The following is a 15,295-nucleotide window of genomic DNA, read 5'->3' on the forward strand; positions in this document are numbered from 1 at the left end:
AGCCCGGAGACGATTTTAGGTGCTGGAACGTTTATCCTGGAAAAAGCTGGCGCTGGAGCTGGCTTTTTTTTGTTTGCCCGGTGTGCTGCTGGGGCTATTGTTCGACGCGCTGCCGTGGTGTCTGCTGGCATCGGCGCTCGGCGCTCTGTGCTGGAATTTTTATAATCAGCTACGCCTTTCCCATTGGTTGTGGGTCGACCGCAGCATGACGCCACCTCCCGGCCGCTGGAGCTGGGAGCCGCTGTTTTATGGTTTGTATCAGATGCAATTGCGCAATCGCCGTCGCCGTCGCGAACTGGCGTTGTTGATCAAACGTTTTCGCAGCGGTGCGGAATCGTTGCCGGATGCCGTGATCATCACGACTGAAGACGGCGTGATTATCTGGTGCAACCAGCTGGCTCAGCATCTGCTGGGTTTCCGCTGGCCGGAAGACAACGGCCAGAATGTGCTTAACCTGTTGCGTTTCCCTGAATTTGCCCAGTATATGCAATCGCAGGACTTCAGCCGTCCCTTGATGTTGCAGATCAAGCAGACTCGCCATGTGGAGTTCCGCGTCATGCCATATTCCGCAGGGCAACTGTTGATGGTGGTGCGTGATGTGACGCAGATGCGTCAGTTAGAGGGCGCGCGTCGCAATTTCTTCGCCAATGTTAGCCATGAACTGCGCACACCGTTGACGGTGTTGCAGGGCTATCTGGAAATGATGAATGACGATTCGCTGGACGGCGCGCTGCAGGCCAAGGCGTTGCAGACCATGCAGGAGCAAACGCGCCGCATGGACGGGCTGGTCAAGCAGTTGCTGACGTTGTCACGCATCGAAGCGGCGACCGATATCGACCTGAATGAAAAAGTCGACGTGCCCATGATGTTGCGGGTGTTGCAGCGTGAGGCGCAGACGCTCAGTCAGGATCGGCATGAAATCATCTTTCGCGTTAACGAGCAGCTTCAGGTGTTCGGCAATGAAGAGCAATTACGCAGCGCGGTGTCCAATCTGGTGTATAACGCTGTTAACCATACGCCGAAGGGCACCCGTATCGAAGTGTGCTGGCAGCAGACTCCACAAGGCGCGCAGTTTCAGGTCAGCGATAACGGGCCGGGGATTGCCGCGGAGCACCTTCCCCGTTTGACCGAACGTTTTTATCGCGTCGATAAGGCGCGTTCGCGCCAGACCGGCGGCAGCGGGTTGGGGCTGGCGATTGTGAAGCATGCACTCAGCCATCATGATTCGCGGCTGGAAATCATCAGTGAAGAGGGCGTCGGCTCTCGTTTCATGTTTACCTTGCCCAATCCGTTGATCGTTCGTTCAGCATTGAATCAGAATGCGGCTAAACCGCTGGTTTGAGAGTGAGTTTCTGCGCTTGATCGCCGCCTGTTCGTGGCTGAAAATACGCCGGCCGCGCTCTGCTTGGGCGCGGCTTATCTTTTTCCGATGGAATACCGATATGACACCCGCTTCGCGCCTGTACATCTTGATTGGCCTGCTGTTCAGCCTGGTTTGCCATGCAGAGCCGCGCCAGATGCTGGCGGGCAATTTGTCCAGCGCCGGTTCGGATACGCTGGCCAATTTGATGACGTTTTGGGCGGCGGATTTTGGCCAGCATTACCCCGGCGTCAATCTGCAGATCCAGGCGGCAGGGTCATCCTCCGCACCGACAGCGTTGGCGGCGGGTGCCGCGCAGCTGGGGCCGATGAGCAGGCCAATGAAAAGCAGCGAGATTGAGGCTTTCGTTCAACATTACGGTTACGCGCCGTTGGCGGTGCCGGTGGCGATGGATGCATTGGTAGTGTTGGTCAATCAGGACAATCCGGTTGCCGGCCTTAATCTGCAGCAATTGGACGCGATCTTTTCCGTCACCCGCCGTTGTGGCGCGGGGAAATCGGTGCGGTGGTGGCAGGACGTCGGCCTGGGCGGCGTCTGGCGGCAACGTTCGCTGCTACGCTATGGCCGGAACTCCGCGTCCGGTACCTATGGTTTCTTTAAGCAACAGGCACTATGCGGCGGTGATTTTCTTCCGCAAGTCAATGAATTGCCGGGATCGGCATCCGTCGTACAGGCGGTGGCCACATCGGTAAACGCCATCGGCTATGCCAGCATCGGTTTTCGCGCCAGCGGCGTGCGGGTGGTACCGCTGGCTGCCAGCGACAAGGACGATTACGTGCTGCCGACTGCGGAAACGATCCGCAGCGGGCGTTATCCCTATACCCGCTATCTGTACATTTACGTCAATAAGGCACCGGATCGTGAGCTGGAAGCGCTGACGGCAGCGTTTCTGGATCGGGTGTTGTCGGAAGAAGGGCAGGCGTTGGTCAGTCAGGACGGTTATCTGCCGCTGCCTGATGCTGTGCGGCGCCAGGCGCGTCAGCAGTTGGGGTTGTAGTCTGGCCTATAACGGCATCAGCCTCGGTCGTGAACGAGGCAGTTTTATCCTTATCTAACAATATATTGATGTATATCTGCCTACCTGATGGCTGTCATCACAGCCTTATTGAGTGAATTTCTTTCATGTGATGTGAAAATTATTCTGTTGTCGGTGAGAAATGCGCATGACAGGATGCATTCAATTTTAGCCGTCCAGATGGCCGGTTTCGTCATCGACGTAATCGTTTCTCAAAGAAATCACTCGTGTCAGTCGGCAAGGCTGACAGTCAGGAGCACAACATGACCCAAGCAAGCACCCCGTTTCGCGCCGATGTCGTCGGCAGTTTTTTACGTCCGGCCGCTATCCGACAGGCTCGCCAGCAGTTCCAGTCCGGCGAAATTGATGCCGACACGCTGCGTCAGGTTGAGGATCGGGAAATCCGTCGCGTGGTAGAACAACAGCAAGCCAACGGGTTGCAGGTGGTGACGGATGGTGAGTTCCGTCGCGCCTGGTGGCATTTTGATTTCTTCGATAGCCTCAACGGCGTTGAACGCTATGAAGCCAGTCAGGGGATTCAGTTTAACGGTGTGCAAACCAAAGCACGCGGCATCAAAGTCACCGGTAAGATCAGTTTTAATCCACAACATCCGATGCTGGCGGATTTCCGTTTTCTAAATAGCATTGCGGGCGATGCCGTCGCCAAAATGACCATTCCCAGCCCCAGCGTGTTGCATTTTCGCGGCGGTCGGGAAGTTATCGATAGCCGGGTTTATCCTGATCTGGCCGAATATTTTGACGATCTGGCGCAAACCTGGCGCGACGCCATTCAGGCGTTTTATGAGGCGGGGTGCCGCTATCTGCAGTTGGACGATACCGTGTGGGCCTATTTGTGCTCGGAGGATCAGAAACGCCAGATCCGTGAACGCGGTGATGATCCTGAGGTGTTAAGCCGTACCTATGCTTATGTGCTCAACAAAGCGTTGGAAGGTAAGCCCGCAGATCTGACCGTCGGGCTGCATGTGTGTCGCGGTAATTTCCGTTCAACCTGGATTTCTGAAGGCGGGTATGAGCCGGTCGCCGGAACACTGTTTGGTGAAGTCAATGTTGATGCGTTTTTCCTTGAATACGATACGGCACGGGCCGGTGGCTTCGAACCATTACGCTTTATTCGTCCGGGGCACCAGAAGGTGGTGCTGGGGCTGATTACCACCAAGACCGGCGTACTGGAGAGTGCCGCGGAGGTGGAGGCGCGCATCGCTGAAGCGGCGTCATATGTGGATATTGGGCAGTTGTGTCTCAGCCCGCAGTGTGGTTTTGCTTCCACGGAAGAGGGCAATTCCCTGAGCGAAGAGGAACAATGGGCGAAGGTGCGTCTGGTGGTGGATATCGCCGCGCGCGTCTGGTAATTCCGTTTTATACGCTCCCGTTATAACGCCAGCACAAGATGCTGGCGTTTTTTATTGTAATAAGTTTTTATTATGGTCAATAATTGCACTGTGTTGGGCTTTTAGTGCAATTTAATTGCGCTGTTTATTTAATAAATGCACAAATCATGTATAGCGATGATCGCATTGTTTTAAATATAAATTCTATATTTTTATTGAAAATAAGATTTATCTTCTGGTTTATTGATCTCGTATTGTCTTTTTTTACTATAAACGTTTTACTTATCGCCCATTAACGCTGGGCAAGAAATCATCTTATTTACGGCGACGGTTCCTGATTATCCACCGCGTTCAGACATTGAAGGACGCTTCGTCGTTACACACCAGCACATCACCCGAAAGGGGCCCGGCGACGTCGCTATCACGCAGCGGCCAGCATTGTTAATTGTTCGAGTTTTCACAGGCCACAACTTTTATGAGTCATCGTTTAACGTCTAAAGATATCGTCGCGCTGGGCTTCATGACATTTGCCTTGTTCGTCGGCGCCGGCAATATCATTTTTCCTCCCATGGTCGGGTTGCAGGCTGGGGAGCATGTTTGGAGCGCTGCATGCGGATTTTTGATTACCGCAGTCGGTCTACCTGTTCTGACCGTTATCGCGTTGGCGAGAGTTGGGGGCGGTATCGACGCACTTAGCAGCCCGATTGGCAAAAAAGCCGGCGTTTTGCTGGCGACGGTTTGCTATCTGGCGGTTGGGCCGCTATTCGCCACGCCGCGTACCGCGACGGTCTCTTTTGAAGTGGGGATTGCACCGTTGGTGGGAACGGGCGCCGCGCCGTTACTGGTATACAGCCTGATCTATTTCGCCATCGTCATTCTTATTTCACTTTATCCCGGCCGTCTGCTGGATACGGTAGGGCATATTCTAGCGCCGGTGAAAATCATTGCGCTGACCGTACTGGGCATCGCCGCATTATTATGGCCTGCCGGCCCGCAGATTCCGGCAACAGACGCTTACCTGCATGTCCCTTTTTCCAGCGGTTTTGTTAACGGCTATCTGACGATGGATACGTTGGGCGCGCTGGTCTTCGGCATTGTGATCGTTAATGCAGCACGTTCCCGTGGCATCAGCGACGCCGGTTTGCTGACCCGATATACCATCCTGGCCGGGTTGATCGCCGGGATCGGGCTGACGTTGGTATACCTGAGCCTGTTCCGCCTGGGGACATTCAGCGGTTCACTGGCGCCGGAAGCGCAAAACGGCGCCGAGATTCTGCATGCTTATGTTCAATATACGTTCGGCAATATGGGCAGCAGTTTTTTGGCGTTGCTGATTTTCATTGCTTGCATGGTGACGGCTGTCGGCCTGACCTGCGCTTGTGCCGAGTTTTTCTCGGCATACCTGCCGTTATCCTACCGTTCACTGGTGTTTGTGCTGGGGTTGTTCTCGATGGTGGTTTCCAATCTGGGATTGAGCCATCTGATCCAGTTGTCGATCCCGGTGCTGACCGCGATTTACCCACCTTGCATCGTCCTGGTGTTGTTGAGTTTTACTCGGCGCTGGTGGCATAACAGCGCGTTGGTGGTATCGCCGGTGATGTTGGTTAGCTTGGTATTTGGCGCTATCGACGGTGTGAAGTCATCCGCATTGGCCGCGTTGCTGCCCGAATGGACCCAGCGTTTGCCGCTGAGCGAACAGGGCTTGGCCTGGTTGCCGCCGTCGTTGGTGGTATTGCTGGCTGTCGCCATTTACGATCGGCTCTCTGGTCGTCAGGAAGTGACGGCGCATTCCTGAACCGTTGCATATGGCGCGTTTTTCACCACAGGCTGCTGCCTGTGGTTTTTTCGTCTTTAAAAACAGGGTTGCTCTTTTATGGAACAAGAATCCAGACTCAAGCCTGGCCTTAGCACGCGACACATCCGTTTTATCGCATTGGGCTCCGCCATCGGTACCGGTTTGTTCTATGGCTCCGCCAGTGCGATTCAAATGGCCGGGCCCAGTGTGCTACTGGCTTATCTGATTGGTGGGGTGTTCGCTTACATCATCATGCGTGCGCTGGGAGAGATGTCCGTCAATAATCCGCAGGCCAGCGCTTTTTCGCGCTATGCGCGGGATTATCTCGGGCCGCTGGCGGGTTATATCACCGGCTGGACTTACTGTTTCGAGATGCTGATCGTGGCCATTGCCGATGTTACTGCATTCGGGATTTACATGGGGGTGTGGTTTCCCGCCGTGCCGCATTGGGTGTGGGTGCTGAGCGTGGTGTTGATTATCGGCGGCATCAACCTGATGCACGTCAAGGTGTTCGGTGAACTGGAGTTCTGGTTCTCTTTCTTTAAGGTCGCCACCATCATCGTGATGATCGTTGCCGGGATTGGCATCATTTTCTGGGGGATCGGCAACGGCGGCGAGGCCACCGGCATCCATAATCTGTGGAGCAACGGCGGTTTCTTCAGCCATGGAGTGATGGGGATGATTCTGTCGCTGCAGATGGTGATGTTCGCCTATGGCGGCGTGGAAATAATCGGTATCACGGCAGGCGAGGCCAAAGAGCCGCATAAATCCATCCCGCGCGCCATCAACTCGGTTCCCTGGCGGATTCTGGTGTTTTACGTGGGCACGCTGTTTGTCATCATGTCGATTTATCCGTGGGATCAGGTCGGCACGGGCGGTAGCCCGTTTGTGCTGACCTTCCAGCATATGGGGATCACCGCGGCGGCGGGCATCCTTAACTTTGTGGTGATTACCGCCTCTCTGTCTGCCATTAACAGCGACGTGTTCGGTGTTGGTCGCATGTTGCACGGCATGGCGGAGCAAGGGCATGCGCCCAAAATCTTTGCCCGGCTGTCGCGCGGCGGTATCCCTTGGGTGACGGTCTTGGTCATGATGGCCGCGCTGCTGATTGCGGTGTACCTCAATTACATTATGCCGGAAAAGGTGTTTCTGGTGATTGCATCGCTGGCAACGTTCGCTACTGTCTGGGTCTGGATCATGATCTTGTGTTCGCAGATTGCTTTCCGTCGTCAGTTGTCGGCTGAGCAGGCGGGTAAACTGGCGTTTCCATTGCCGGGCGGTGTAGCGACCTCCGCAGTCGGTGTGGCTTTTCTGCTGTTTATCATCGGCTTGATCGGTTATTTCCCTGACACGCGCATCTCCCTGTTCGCCGGGCTGGCGTGGATGGTTATGCTGTTGGTGAGCTATGCACTGTGGCAGCGCCGTAAAACGACCGGGAACCCTGTTACGGAGAGTTGAAATCACCTCTTTTTCATTTTTCTGTAGCGCGCATGGAACCGACCACGTTCGGGGTCGGCAATAAAAAAAGCCAGCAGTGAAGCTGCTGGCTTGATACGGAAAAATCCGGGCTATTACAGAGAACTGGCGTTCTCTTTCAGGTATTTCGCCACGCCGTCCGGAGAGGCGCCCATGCCGGATTTCCCTTTCTCCCACTGTGCCGGGCAAACTTCGCCATGCTCTTCGTGGAATTGCAGTGCGTCGACCATACGCAGCATTTCGTCGATATTGCGGCCCAGCGGCAGATCATTCACTACCTGATGACGCACGATGCCGTTTTTATCAATCAGGAAAGATCCGCGCAGCGCGACACCCGCATTAGGGTGCTCAATGCCGTAGGCTTGCTGGATATCACGCTTGATGTCCGCCACCATGGCATATTTCACCGGGCCGATGCCGCCTTTTTCGATCGGGGTGCTGCGCCAAGCGTTGTGCACGAATTCGGAGTCGAAAGAAACACCAACAACTTCAACGCCACGTTTCTGGAATTCTTCATAACGGTGATCGAAGGCGATCAGTTCTGAAGGGCATACAAACGTGAAATCCATCGGCCAGAAGAAGATCACGGCCGGTTTACCGTTGATGTGCTTTTTCAGGTTGAAATTTTCAACGATTTCCCCGCTTCCCAATACGGCAGCTGCAGTGAAGTCGGGGGCAGGACGAGTTACCAGGACCATAATTACTCCTGTAAATAGTGGGTTAAAGGAGGATGGATACCGGCATAAACCCGATGATTTGTGCAGGTTTATGCCTGATAAACGCCGTAAGTATAGGTACTCCCCTCGTACCAATAAAGCGAAACAGGCCAATCAATGAGATAGGTTTTGACTATCGGAGCAATCGATAATTCTTCTTGTAAATGACGTCTACGTGGGAAAGCGCGTCAACTGCCCTGAGATGGGTGAAGCTGGCCGCTGCTGGCCTGTTGCATCATACGAGGATAGAACTGCCAGAAGAGTGTTTCAAACTGATGATAGTGCCGCTCGATGTCGGTAATAGCGCCGGAAAGCGCCGATAATCTGGGACGACGCATTGCCATGCGGTGCAATACTTCAGCGATGAACGGCAACTCGGCGTAACGTTCGAGCCAACGTTCTTGCCAGAGATAGCGGTTCAGGTTCTGGAAACGTTCCGGCGTGTGGGCCAGATGTGGCGTGATTTGTTGTCTGGCATGGTCGATAAAGCCGGATAATGCGACGGACGGTTCCACCTGTGACCAGTTTTGCGCCAGAAAATGATCCCACAGCACATCCAGCGCGATGGGTGCCACGCGGCGATAGTCGGCGCTGAAACTGCGGCAGGCTTCGCGCACCTCCGGCAGGCTGTCGGTCAGCGTATCAATCCGCCGGTGCAGGCGAATACCCGCCGCGATATCGTCCGGATACAATTCCTGGGGATTGCCGCGCACAAAATCCGCCATCAGATTTCCCATCAAAGAGCTTTGGGCTAGCGTAGCAAGGTGAAGGTGAGCAAGAAAATTCATGGTATCCGGGATGTCCTTTGATGAGGGTGGTGATGCGCTCAGCGCCGACGTCCGTTGTCGGCGCTTGCCTACTATAGCCGAATTGCGCACCGCGTCCCGGCTTATTTCCTGCCGTGGCACTTCTTTCTTGCAGCGGCTCTTTTCGGGCTCTAGACTAGGCCGCCTGTTTCTAGTACCGAAAATTAAGTGAATGGTCATGCGTGTTGCCGATTTTTCGTTTGAACTTCCCGAATCCCTGATCGCCCGTTATCCGCAAGCGCAGCGTAGCGCTTGTCGACTGCTTTCTCTGGAAGGGACAACCGGCGCGCTGACTCACGGCGTATTCACCGACTTGCTTGATACGCTGAGTCCCGGCGATCTGCTGGTGTTCAATAATACCCGGGTGATCCCCGCCCGGCTGTTCGGCCGTAAAGCCAGCGGCGGCAAGCTGGAAGTGTTGGTGGAGCGTATGCTGGACGACAAGCGGGTGTTGGCGCACGTTCGCGCTTCCAAAGCGCCGAAGCCGGGGATGGAACTGCTGTTGGGGGAAGATGAAAGCGTCCACGCCACCATGCTGGAGCGCCATGACGCGCTGTTCGAGATTCGCTTTGACGACGAGCGCGATATCCTGACGATCCTCAATGACATCGGGCACATGCCGCTGCCGCCTTATATCGACCGCCCCGATGAGGCCGCCGATCGCGAGTTATACCAGACTGTTTACAGTCAGCGCCCTGGCGCGGTCGCGGCACCGACCGCTGGTCTGCATTTCGATGAACCCCTGTTGGCGGCATTGAAACAAAAAGGCGTGCAGATGGCATTCGTCACGCTGCATGTGGGCGCAGGTACGTTCCAGCCAGTGCGGGTGGAATCCATCGAAGAGCATGTCATGCATGCCGAATATGCCGAAGTGCCGCAAGAGGTGGTGGACGCTGTGCTGGCCTGCAAAGCCAGAGGGAACCGGGTGGTCGCAGTTGGTACAACCTCGGTGCGTTCGCTGGAAAGCGCGGCACAAGCCAGCCCTGCCGGGCAGCTGGCGCCCTTTTTCGGCGATACCCGCATTTTTATTTATCCCGGCTATCACTACCGCGTCGTGGATGCGTTAGTCACCAACTTTCACCTGCCGGAGTCAACCTTGATCATGCTGGTTTCCGCTTTCGCCGGTTATCGCCATACCATGGAGGCCTATCGTCAGGCAGTTGTCAGCGAATATCGTTTTTTCAGCTATGGGGATGCCATGTTTATTACTCCCAACCCTGCCGCTGAACAGGAAATCGTCGGTCAGGATCCGCGTCGCTGAGGCGGCAAGCCAGCCGGGCCGAATCCCGTACATACCGCAGACCAGGTTCTGTGGGTATATCTCTTTTATATGATGACATCAGACTGTCTCTCTGGTGCTGGAGGTTATGTTGAAGTACGAGTTGTTGAAAACCGACGGGCGTGCGCGTCGCGGCCGACTGGTGTTCGAGCGTGGTGTGGTGGAAACCCCGGCATTTATGCCGGTGGGCACTTACGGTACCGTCAAGGGGATGACGCCGGAAGAAGTCAAAGATACCGGCGCGCAGATCATTCTGGGCAACACGTTCCACCTGTGGCTGCGTCCCGGTCAGGACATCATGAAGCTGCACGGCGACCTGCACGACTTCATGCAGTGGAAAGGCCCGATTCTGACCGACTCCGGCGGTTTTCAGGTTTTCAGCCTCGGTGATATCCGCAAGATTACTGAAGAGGGGGTGCACTTTCGTAACCCTATCAACGGCGACGCCATTTTCCTGAGTCCGGAAAAATCCATGGAAATTCAGTACGATCTCGGTTCCGATATCGTGATGATTTTCGACGAGTGTACGCCGTACCCGGCAGATTGGGATTACGCTAAACGCTCGATGGAAATGTCGCTGCGCTGGGCGCAACGTAGCCGTCAGCGTTTTAACGAACTGGGCAACCGGAACGCGCTGTTCGGCATCATTCAAGGCAGTGTTTACGAAGATTTACGCGATATCTCGGTAAAAGGTCTGGTAGACATTGGTTTTGATGGTTACGCTGTGGGCGGCCTGGCGGTCGGTGAGCCTAAGGCGGATATGCACCGTATTCTGGAGCATGTTTGCCCGCAGATCCCGGCGGATAAACCGCGCTATCTGATGGGTGTTGGCAAGCCGGAAGATCTGGTGGAAGGCGTGCGTCGCGGTATTGATATGTTCGACTGCGTGATGCCGACTCGCAATGCCCGTAACGGTCATCTGTTTGTCACTGACGGCGTTGTGAAAATCCGCAATGCCAAGCACAAGGATGACACTGGCCCTCTGGATGAACACTGTGATTGCTACACATGTCGCAATTACAGCCGTGCCTACTTGCATCATCTCGATCGTTGCAACGAAATACTGGGCGCACGCCTCAATACTATCCACAACCTGCGTTACTATCAGCGGCTGATGGCGGGTTTACGGCAGGCTATTGAGGAAGGTAAATTAGAGGACTTTGCCGCGGCATTTTATCAACGTATTGGTAAGCCGGTTCCGCCGTTGGCGGACAATTCGGCGGGCGATGGCCATGAAGGCCATGTGTCGCAATAAGCACGTTTGCATGGCATGAATGTTTTGCAATTAAATGTTTATATTCATGATTTTTCGTATTGATAACTGTTGTTTTGATAACTAAAGAGGACATTTAAATGAGTTTTTTCATTTCTGACGCTGTGGCAGCAACCGCAGGTGCTCCGGCTCAGGGAAGCCCGTACTCTCTGGTGATTATGCTGGCCGTGTTCGGTCTGATTTTTTACTTCATGATCCTGCGCCCTCAGCAAAAACGTGCCAAGGAACACAAAAAGTTGATGGATTCGATCGGTAAAGGCGACGAAGTGCTGACTAACGGCGGCTTGGTGGGACGTGTGACCAAAGTAGCGGACAACGGTTTCATCACTATCGCGCTGAACGACACCAACGAAGTGGTCATCAAACGTGACTACGTGACCTCAGTGCTGCCGAAAGGTACCATGAAGGCTCTGTAATCCATCGATCTTTCCCAAAGGGAATTACCGTGTTAAACCGCTATCCTTTGTGGAAGTACCTGATGCTGATCGTGACGATTGTCGTTGGTCTGCTCTACGCACTTCCTAACCTTTATGGTGAGGATCCGGCTGTTCAGGTCACTGGCGCGCGGGGAACCGCCGCCAGTGAGAGTACGCTGGTCCAGATCCAGAGCGTTTTAAAAGAACAAAATATTTCCAGCAAATCCATTGTGCTGGAAAATGGCGCCATTTTGGCGCGTTTTTCTACTCCTGATATCCAATTGCGGGCACGCGAAGCGCTGCTCAATGCGTTGGGTGAGAAATACGTTGTGGCGCTCAACCTTGCGCCGTCAACCCCCAACTGGCTGAGAATGCTCGGTGCAGAACCGATGAAGCTGGGCCTCGACCTGCGCGGCGGCGTACATTTCCTGATGGAAGTGGATATGGAAACCGCGTTGAGCAAATTGCAGGAACAGACCATGGATTCTCTGCGCAGCGATCTGCGTGAGAAAAATATTCAATACGCCTCTATCCGTAAGTCTGATAACTATGGCGTAGAAATCGTTTTTCGTGATGGTCAACAGCGTGATCAGTCGATTGATTATCTGACGTCCCGTCATCGTGATCTGGTCATTACCTCCAGCGGCAGCGACACGTTGCGTGCGGTGATGAGCGATGCCCGGTTGCGCGAAGCCCGCGAATATGCCGTTCAGCAGAACATCAATATCCTGCGTAACCGTGTTAACCAACTGGGCGTGGCCGAACCGCTGGTGCAACGTCAGGGTGCTGACCGCATCGTGGTTGAACTGCCGGGGATTCAGGATACCGCGCGCGCCAAGGAAATTTTGGGTGCGACCGCAACGCTGGAATTCCGTCTGGTGAACAGCAACGTCGATCCCGCTGCGTTAGCCAGCGGCCGCGTACCCGGCGATACCGAAGTGAAGAACATGCGTGACGGCGGGCCGATAGCGCTGTACAAACGTGTCATTTTGACCGGCGATCATATTACCGACTCCACCTCCGGTAACGATGAGTACAACCGCCCGCAGGTGAATATCTCGCTGGATAGCGCCGGCGGCAATATGATGCTCAACTTCACTAAGGTCAACATCGGCAAGCCGATGGCAACCCTGTTTGTGGAGTATAAGGACAGCGGTAAAAAAGGCGCCAACGGTCGTGCCATTCTGGAGAAACAGGAAGAGGTGATTAACGTCGCCACAATCCAGTCTGCCTTGGGCAACAGTTTCCGGATTACCGGTATCGACAACCCGAACGAAGCTCGCCAATTGTCACTGTTGCTGCGTGCCGGTGCGTTGATCGCGCCGATTCAGATCGTGGAAGAGCGTACCATCGGCCCAACACTAGGGATGCAGAATATCACTCAAGGGTTGGAAGCCTGTCTGGCTGGTCTTGCCGTCTCCATCCTGTTCATGATCTTCTTCTACAAAAAGTTCGGCATGATCGCGACCTCTGCCCTGCTGTCGAACCTGGTGTTGGTGGTCGGCATTATGTCGCTGTTGCCGGGTGCTACGCTGACCATGCCGGGGATTGCGGGGATTGTGTTAACCCTTGCGGTGGCGGTGGATGCCAACGTACTGATTAACGAGCGTATTAAAGAAGAACTGAGTAACGGGCGTACTGTTCAGCAGGCAATTGACGAAGGCTACAAAGGCGCATTCAGCTCCATCTTTGATGCGAACGTCACGACGCTGATTAAGGTCATTATCCTGTACGCGATCGGTACTGGTTCGATTAAAGGATTTGCGATTACGACCGGTATCGGCGTGGCGACATCCATGTTCACTGCGATCGTGGGTACCCGTGCCATCGTAAACCTGCTGTACGGCGGCAAACGCATCAAAAAGCTGTCTATCTGAGGAGTGCGTTGTGGCACAGGAATATACTGTTGAACAATTGAACTACGGCCGTAAAGTTTATGACTTTATGCGCTGGGATTACTGGGCATTTGGCTTGTCCGGCCTGTTGCTGTTGCTGTCTATCGTCGTGATGGGCGTGCGCGGTTTCAACTGGGGGCTGGATTTCACCGGTGGTACGGTCATCGAGATTTCGCTGGAAAAATCCGTGGATCTGGAGCAAATGCGCGAGGCGCTTGAGAAAGCCGGCTTTGCGGATCCGCTGGTACAGAACTTCGGCAGCAGCCGCGACATTATGGTGCGCACGCCGCCTGCTAAAGGTGAAACCGGCGGCCAGGTGTTGGGCAGCAAAGTCGTTAATGTGATCAACGAGACGACCAGTCAGAATGCCGTGGTTAAACGTATTGAGTTCGTTGGGCCGAGCGTGGGCGCCGATCTGGCGCAGACGGGCGCCATGGCGTTGATGGCGGCGTTAATCTGTATTTTGATTTACGTCGGTTTCCGTTTCGAATGGCGTCTGGCGGCGGGGGTGGTTATTGCGTTGGCACATGACGTGATTATCACCATGGGCGTACTGTCGCTGTTCAATATTGAAATCGATTTGACCATTGTGGCGTCGTTGATGTCGGTCATCGGCTACTCGCTGAACGACAGCATCGTGGTTTCTGACCGTATTCGTGAGAATTTCCGTAAGATTCGTCGTGGCACGTCTTATGAGATTTTCAACGTATCGTTAACTCAAACGTTGCATCGAACCTTGATCACGTCAGGGACTACGTTAGTCGTGATCCTGATGCTGTATCTGTTCGGCGGCGCGATGCTGAGAGGGTTCTCATTGACGATGCTGATAGGTGTGACCATTGGTACGGTATCTTCTATCTATGTCGCATCCGCTCTGGCACTCAAGCTGGGTATGAAACGCGAGCACATGCTGGTGCAGAAAGTGGAAAAAGAAGGCGCAGATCAGCCGTCGCTGCTGCCCTGATTACCCGTATTCCCATGATAAAAACTCCGCTTCGGCGGAGTTTTTTTTAGGGTGGATGTCACCATTGTTCATCCAGTCGCCGGCAAGAATATACCGTTGAAGACGCTTCCGGCGTTTTTCCCCGCATACTCAACTCACCCTGTAATCTCTGTAAATGCTATTAAAAACACCACGCTAGCCTTTTCCATGAGCGAGGCCGCCTCATCCCTCTTTACGTTTATCGCGGTGCCCATTCTTTGTTGGTAGTGATGGTGTTCTTTTCCCTTCATCTTCGCGTCGGGCGTTTAGTTCAGCCTGCCGGTTGTCGTCGTGGTTATCTGATAAATACGGACAAAACCCAGTTGTTCGGGCGTGATCCCGGAAAGACGGATTTCTATCGTGATGTCTGACTTGGGCATCTGAGGTTGTTCGACATTCAGTGTTTGCGTTTGAATATCGCGAGCCAAAGGTTTGCCGCTGACCGGATCAAGCATGCCCCAATCAAGCTGAGCCTGGAATGACGAAGGCAGCGAGACGGTATTCATCGTGCGGATTCGCAGTAAGGCGCGAGTCCCGTTAGCTTCGGGTTCAATCTGGCTGAGCATAAGACTAAGTCGACCAATAGCGCTGTCGACAAGAACGTTGTTTTTTGCTGCTGGCAGCAGATAAACGCCGGTCGTCGAGTTAGCGTTCAGGGTGTTCTGCTGTTCCAGCGCGGCGGCACGGTCGGTCAAATCCCGTAGCTGTTGGTTGATCTGGCTCAGCTCATTCTGGACTTGCGGTGCCTGCGGTTGTTGGGCGCAACCTGCCAGTAATAGCGCTGTAGACAAAATGGAGAACAGTCGGTAGCGGAGGATCATATCGTGTCTCCCTGCGTAAGGTGGCGTCATTATACTGCGGATAGTTAACGATGATTTGCCCTACAGAGCCAGAGCGGGACTCCGAATTTGC

Annotated in this window: 13 protein-coding genes; 10 read left to right on the forward strand and 3 right to left on the reverse strand. The window is 54.2% G+C overall.

Annotated elements, in window-relative coordinates:
- The first annotated feature begins 19 nt into the window (after positions 1-19).
- The 5 genes from phoR to proY all read left to right on the forward strand — a co-directional run bounded on the left by phoR (position 20) and on the right by proY (position 6,998).
- Positions 20-1,342 carry a phosphate regulon sensor histidine kinase PhoR gene (gene phoR / locus HEP82_RS11050; protein ID WP_015854592.1) on the forward strand — a complete coding sequence of 441 codons (1,323 nt, stop codon included), beginning with the start codon at positions 20-22 and terminating at the stop codon, positions 1,340-1,342.
- 100 nt (positions 1,343-1,442) lie between these two features.
- Positions 1,443-2,378, forward strand: a complete 936-nt coding sequence (locus HEP82_RS11055) for a PstS family phosphate ABC transporter substrate-binding protein (RefSeq protein WP_015854591.1) — start codon at positions 1,443-1,445, stop codon at positions 2,376-2,378.
- Positions 2,379-2,659: 281 nt separating this feature from the next.
- Positions 2,660-3,766 (forward strand): cobalamin-independent methionine synthase II family protein, encoded by a 1,107-nt coding sequence (locus tag HEP82_RS11060; protein ID WP_192458129.1) that lies wholly within the window; start codon positions 2,660-2,662, stop codon positions 3,764-3,766.
- A gap of 454 nt (positions 3,767-4,220) precedes the next feature.
- The gene (gene brnQ / locus HEP82_RS11065; protein ID WP_192458130.1) at positions 4,221-5,540 is read left to right on the forward strand and encodes a branched-chain amino acid transport system II carrier protein; all 1,320 of its coding nucleotides are present in this window, start codon (positions 4,221-4,223) and stop codon (positions 5,538-5,540) included.
- A gap of 78 nt (positions 5,541-5,618) precedes the next feature.
- On the forward strand, positions 5,619-6,998 hold the full coding sequence (gene proY / locus HEP82_RS11070; RefSeq protein WP_192458131.1) for a proline-specific permease ProY: 1,380 nt from the start codon (positions 5,619-5,621) through the stop codon (positions 6,996-6,998).
- A gap of 113 nt (positions 6,999-7,111) precedes the next feature.
- Here proY and HEP82_RS11075 read toward each other — a convergent pair whose 3' ends face one another.
- Together HEP82_RS11075 and HEP82_RS11080 are read right to left on the reverse strand one after the other, a co-directional pair.
- Positions 7,112-7,714 carry a peroxiredoxin C gene (locus tag HEP82_RS11075; RefSeq protein ID WP_192458132.1) on the reverse strand — a complete coding sequence of 201 codons (603 nt, stop codon included), beginning with the start codon at positions 7,712-7,714 and terminating at the stop codon, positions 7,112-7,114.
- Positions 7,715-7,920: 206 nt separating this feature from the next.
- Complete coding sequence (locus tag HEP82_RS11080; protein ID WP_192458133.1) at positions 7,921-8,520, reverse strand: acyl carrier protein phosphodiesterase; 600 nt, start codon at positions 8,518-8,520, stop codon at positions 7,921-7,923.
- 196 nt (positions 8,521-8,716) lie between these two features.
- Between HEP82_RS11080 and queA the strand changes: the two genes are divergently transcribed.
- The 5 genes from queA to secF all read left to right on the forward strand — a co-directional run bounded on the left by queA (position 8,717) and on the right by secF (position 14,365).
- The gene (queA, locus tag HEP82_RS11085) at positions 8,717-9,799 is read left to right on the forward strand and encodes a tRNA preQ1(34) S-adenosylmethionine ribosyltransferase-isomerase QueA (protein ID WP_192458134.1); all 1,083 of its coding nucleotides are present in this window, start codon (positions 8,717-8,719) and stop codon (positions 9,797-9,799) included.
- 109 nt (positions 9,800-9,908) lie between these two features.
- Positions 9,909-11,072 (forward strand): tRNA guanosine(34) transglycosylase Tgt, encoded by a 1,164-nt coding sequence (gene tgt / locus HEP82_RS11090; RefSeq protein ID WP_192458171.1) that lies wholly within the window; start codon positions 9,909-9,911, stop codon positions 11,070-11,072.
- Between the two features lie 98 nt (positions 11,073-11,170).
- Positions 11,171-11,506 (forward strand): preprotein translocase subunit YajC, encoded by a 336-nt coding sequence (yajC, locus tag HEP82_RS11095; protein WP_015854583.1) that lies wholly within the window; start codon positions 11,171-11,173, stop codon positions 11,504-11,506.
- Between the two features lie 29 nt (positions 11,507-11,535).
- Entirely contained in the window at positions 11,536-13,383 is a 1,848-nt protein-coding gene (secD, locus tag HEP82_RS11100) for a protein translocase subunit SecD (protein ID WP_192458135.1), read from the forward strand.
- A gap of 10 nt (positions 13,384-13,393) precedes the next feature.
- Positions 13,394-14,365: a protein translocase subunit SecF gene (gene secF, locus HEP82_RS11105; RefSeq protein ID WP_192458136.1), complete on the forward strand. Its 972-nt coding sequence runs from the start codon at positions 13,394-13,396 to the stop codon at positions 14,363-14,365.
- A gap of 284 nt (positions 14,366-14,649) precedes the next feature.
- On the opposite strand, the gene HEP82_RS11110 is transcribed toward secF, so the two are convergent.
- The gene (locus HEP82_RS11110; protein ID WP_192458137.1) at positions 14,650-15,204 is read right to left on the reverse strand and encodes a SadB/YajI family lipoprotein; all 555 of its coding nucleotides are present in this window, start codon (positions 15,202-15,204) and stop codon (positions 14,650-14,652) included.
- Positions 15,205-15,295: the final 91 nt, after the last annotated feature.

Source organism: Musicola keenii (assembly GCF_014855505.1).
GTDB lineage: Bacteria > Pseudomonadota > Gammaproteobacteria > Enterobacterales > Enterobacteriaceae > Musicola > Musicola paradisiaca.

Bases quoted from the DNA above. Each gene is read 5' to 3' on its own strand.
- HEP82_RS11055 (WP_015854591.1), top strand. From the start codon at position 1,443: ATGACACCCGCTTCGCGCCTGTACATCTTGATTGGCCTGCTGTTCAGC.
- HEP82_RS11060 (WP_192458129.1), top strand. From the start codon at position 2,660: ATGACCCAAGCAAGCACCCCGTTTCGCGCCGATGTCGTCGGCAGTTTT.
- brnQ (WP_192458130.1), top strand. From the start codon at position 4,221: ATGAGTCATCGTTTAACGTCTAAAGATATCGTCGCGCTGGGCTTCATG.
- proY (WP_192458131.1), top strand. From the start codon at position 5,619: ATGGAACAAGAATCCAGACTCAAGCCTGGCCTTAGCACGCGACACATC.
- HEP82_RS11075 (WP_192458132.1), bottom strand. From the start codon at position 7,714: ATGGTCCTGGTAACTCGTCCTGCCCCCGACTTCACTGCAGCTGCCGTA.
- HEP82_RS11080 (WP_192458133.1), bottom strand. From the start codon at position 8,520: ATGAATTTTCTTGCTCACCTTCACCTTGCTACGCTAGCCCAAAGCTCT.
- queA (WP_192458134.1), top strand. From the start codon at position 8,717: ATGCGTGTTGCCGATTTTTCGTTTGAACTTCCCGAATCCCTGATCGCC.
- yajC (WP_015854583.1), top strand. From the start codon at position 11,171: ATGAGTTTTTTCATTTCTGACGCTGTGGCAGCAACCGCAGGTGCTCCG.
- HEP82_RS11110 (WP_192458137.1), bottom strand. From the start codon at position 15,204: ATGATCCTCCGCTACCGACTGTTCTCCATTTTGTCTACAGCGCTATTA.